This is a genomic window from Zavarzinia sp., assembly GCF_041650655.1.
Taxonomy (GTDB): domain Bacteria; phylum Pseudomonadota; class Alphaproteobacteria; order Zavarziniales; family Zavarziniaceae; genus Zavarzinia.
Genome location: NZ_JBAZKR010000192.1, coordinates 1 through 3,927, shown reverse-complemented (window position 1 = coordinate 3,927; position 3,927 = coordinate 1). Strand labels below are relative to the sequence as shown.

Genomic DNA, 3,927 nt, shown 5'->3' with positions numbered 1-3,927 from the left:
TCGCCGCCTTCGCCATCATGGCGACGGCGCTGGCGCTCGCCCTGCCGGCCGCCCTGCTGGAGCATGATCTCGCCGTGCTGGGCCTGACGGGGGCCTGGTTCGCAGTCTATTTCATCGGCCGCTTCGCCGCCCTGCATTCGCCGCGCCTGGGGCTGAAGCGGAATTAGAGGTTCCGCGTGTGCATACGAGCAGTCGGCCCGGCTGGTCCAGGGCGGCGAAACGGAATAGTGCCGATCGCCGCCCCGGACGGGCTCGGGTCCCTCAGAACCTGATCTTCACGTTGGCCTGGACGCCGTGCTCCTGGGTCGCGGAGGAGACCTGACCGGAGTAGTTGACGCCGACCGAGATGCCGCCGATCAGGCGGAGGTCGACGCCGGCATCGAGGGCCATGGCGTCGCGGGCGACGGCGAGGCCGGACGAGGTGAAGCTGCTCGCCGGGTCGCTGCCGAAGTTTACGCTGACGTTCGGGTCGGTGTCGCCATAGGCGTGACGCCAGGCGACCGAGCCGCCGGCCGTGATCTTGCGGCCGCCCACGATGTCGCGGCTGCCGCCGACGCGGAGGCCGAGGGCGGTATAGGCGCTGCTGTAATCCTGGCCGTCCACGGTGAGGGCGGCGCTGCCGCCGCTCTCCGTGGCGCCGTCCGCGGAATAGTTCAGGTAGGAGAGGTCGCCGAAGGGCTCGGCGATCAGGTGGCGGGTCAGCTTGAAGCCATAGCCGATGTCGCCGAACACCTGGGCGGTGCGGGCGTCGAAGCTGGCGTTCAGGCGCTCCGTGGTCGCCGGCAGGGTGACCGTGCGGGTGGTGTCGACATTCTGCCAGCTATAGGCAGCACCAAAGCGGAGCCCGAGGCGGCCGAAGCGCTTGCCGCCGTAGAGCGCCAGCGAATAGCTGTTCACGTCGGCCGAGGCCGCGATCGCATCGGCGTCGGCCGAGACCTGGCCGATCCCGCCAGCCAGACCGATAGTCCAGCCGCCAGAGGTTTCGGTGTCGGCACCGAACAGCACACCGGCCGAGCTGCTGTCGGCTGCTGCGGCCTTGCTGTCGGCGTCGCGATGGCCCCAGGCGCCGTAAGCGGCGGTCCAGAAGGCGTTGTTGCGGTCGGGCTCCGCCTGTTCGGTGGTGCCGGCACTCGCGGTCGGCGAGGCGGCGCCGAAGGGGATCGCCGCGACCATGGCGTCGGCCGTGTCGAGCAATTGGTGCTGCAGGCGGCCGATCACCGCGGTCTGGATCTGGCGCGCCTCGTCGATCACGATGCCGGCCGCACTGGCGTAGATCTCGCCCGAGAGGGTGGCGAAGACCTTGGCGGCTTCCGCCATGTCGGCCTTCACCACGGCATCGTAGAGCGCGTTGCCGAGGCCCAGTTTCTCGAGCGCTTCGGCGGCGGCGCGGCCGTTCGGCGTGGTCGCGGCGCTGGCGAAGGCGGTGTCGTTGCGCGACAGGCTGACCGTCACCTTGTTCGGGTCGTAGGCCACCACTTCGTCCAGGAAGACATAATCGTCCGGCAGCACGTCGAAGCGGCCGCCGACGCCCTCGTTGGCGGTCAGGATGGTGTAACTGGTGCCGACCACCTCGAGCCCCTCGATGTCGAGCAGGGCGCCCGAGGCGATGGCGGCGGCGCCCGTGGCCTTCAACTGGTCATGCAGGCCGAGGCTGTCGAAATCGATCTTCAGGGTGGAACCGGCGGCGAGCTTGATGTCGCCGTTGACCGAGAGGCTGGCGGTGCCGGTCGTCGCGGCCGGATCGACGGTCGAGCCGCTGGCGGCGTCGATGCCGCCCACCGCGCCGTCGCCGGTCAGCAGGGTGCCGCTGGCGAGCCGCACGGTCGAACCCGCGATGCTGCCGGTGACCGAGAGCGTGCCGGCCTGGAGCATTGTGTCGCCGGTATAGCTGCTGGTGCCGGTGAATTCGAGCAGGCCGGAGCCCAGCTTGATCACCTCGCCGGTGCCGGAGATCGCGCGGCCGAAGGCGATGTCGTCGCTGCGCTCGAAGATCAGCGTGCCGTTGTCGGTGACGTCGCCCGCCAGGCTGGCGCCCGCACCGATGCGGAGGGCGCCGCCGTCGATCAGGGTGCCGCCGCTCTGGCCGAAGCTGCCGGAAAGGGTGAGCGTGCCGGCGCCGCGCACGATGACCGTGCCGGTACCGCCGACCAGGCCGGCGAAGGTACCGTCGGCCGCCTGTTCGAAGGCGAGCGCCGCATTGTCCAGGATAGTGCCGACGATGCTCTTGGTATCGCCGATCAGCGTGCCGGCCGCGATCGTGGTGCCGCCGGTATAGGTATTGGCGCCGGTCAGGCGCAGGATGCCGTCGCCGAGCTTCAGCAAGGCGCCGACCCCGCCGAGCGCCTGGCTCACGGTGAAGCTGGCGCCGGCATCGGCGACGTCGAAGCCGCCGCCCGCGTCGCCCAGCGTGATGCTGCGCGTGGTCGCGGTGAAATCGCTGCCGGCGATGCGCAGCACGCCGCCGTTCAGCGTGACACCGCCCGCGAGATCGCCCAGGGCCGAGTCCTGCGCCACTTCGAGCGTGCCGCCGGAGATCAGCGTGCCGCCGGCATAGGTGTTGATGCCTTCGAGCTTCAGCAGGCCGCCGTCGGTCTTGTTGATGCCGCCGCTGCCGGTGATGGGCGCCGCGATCAGCGCGGCGATGCCCGAATTCACCTGGATCTCGGCCGAGGTCGAGGTGACCAGGGCACCGTCCGCACCCGCTTCCAGGCGGTAGCCGTCGGCGACGAAGACGAGGCCGGAGAAGGCCTGCTGGCCGACCAGGGTGACGGTGCCGCCGGTTACTTCGAAGACTGCGCGCTTGCCCGCCCAGGGGGCGGTGACCGAGCCTTCGAGATTGGTCCAATTGGTATTGTCGGCGTTCCAGGTGCCGCTGCCGCCGTGGATCGTATCGTCCGCCGCAGTGGTCGAGCCGTTCCAGAAGGCGAGTTCGGGATCGAGGCCGTCGACCACCAGGCTGACCTGGCGCGCCGTCGCCGTGTCGATGCCGAGGGCGGCATAGGTCACATTGTCGGGCACGGTGCCATAGGCCAGCGTCTGGTCGTCCAGCGCACCCGAATAGGTGAACAGGCGATAGACGCCGGGCGCCAACTGGCCCGTGGTGGCATTCACGTTCAGGATGCCGTCGAGCGTGAGGTCGCCGTTCACCACGACATAATCGTTGATGCCGCCGCCGATCACCCCCGCCTGCGCCAGGTCGAAATTGACGATCGCGGCCGGCGCCAGGTTCAGGGTGCCGACCGTCAGCGTGCCGGCGGCACTGCCGCCGGGCGACAGGGTGGCGCCATTGGCGATGTTCACCGTGCCGTCGATCGTGCCCGTGCCGGCCAGCTCGGCGCCGCTGCCGACCGTAACGCCGCCGGTCGTATGGAGCGTGCCGTCGGCGATCAGGCTGCCGCCGGTGACCGAGACCGCGCCCGCGATCGTATCGATGCCGAGCAGGCGAAGCACGCCCGCCGTGCTGGTCAGGCTGCCGAAGCCGTTGTCGGCCGAGAGGGTGAGGGCGCCGCCGCCGTTCTTGGTGACCGAGCCGGTGCCGCCGATGGTGCCGGCGAAGACGCCGTCCAGCGCCTGCGCGAAGATCAGGGCGGCATTGTCGAGAATGTCGCCGGTCAGGCTGGTGCTGTCGCCGACCAGCGTGCCGGCCGAGATCGTGGTGCCGCCGGCGTAGCTGTTGGCCGCGGTCAGCATCAGGGTGCCGTCGCCGAGCTTGGTCAGGCCGCCGGGGCCGGTCAGCGCTTGGGTGAGGGTGAAGACATTGCCGGCATCGTCGATGTCGAAGCCGCCGCCGGCCGCGCCGAGCAGGACCTTGCGGCTGGTCCCGGTGAAGCCGGTGCCGAGCACGCGGAGCGTGCCGCCGTCGAGGGTGAGGTGGCCAGAAAGTGCGCCCAGCGCCGTGTCGCCCGCGACTTCGAGCACGCCGGCCTC

1 protein-coding gene is annotated in these 3,927 nt (G+C 70.3%); it reads right to left on the bottom strand.

What is annotated here, in order from left to right; all coding sequences use genetic code 11:
- Nucleotides 1-261: 261 nt before the first annotated feature.
- Nucleotides 262-3,927 (bottom strand): autotransporter domain-containing protein (locus WC493_RS21975; protein WP_373068550.1); only part of this gene is annotated, 3,666 nt, incomplete at its 5' end.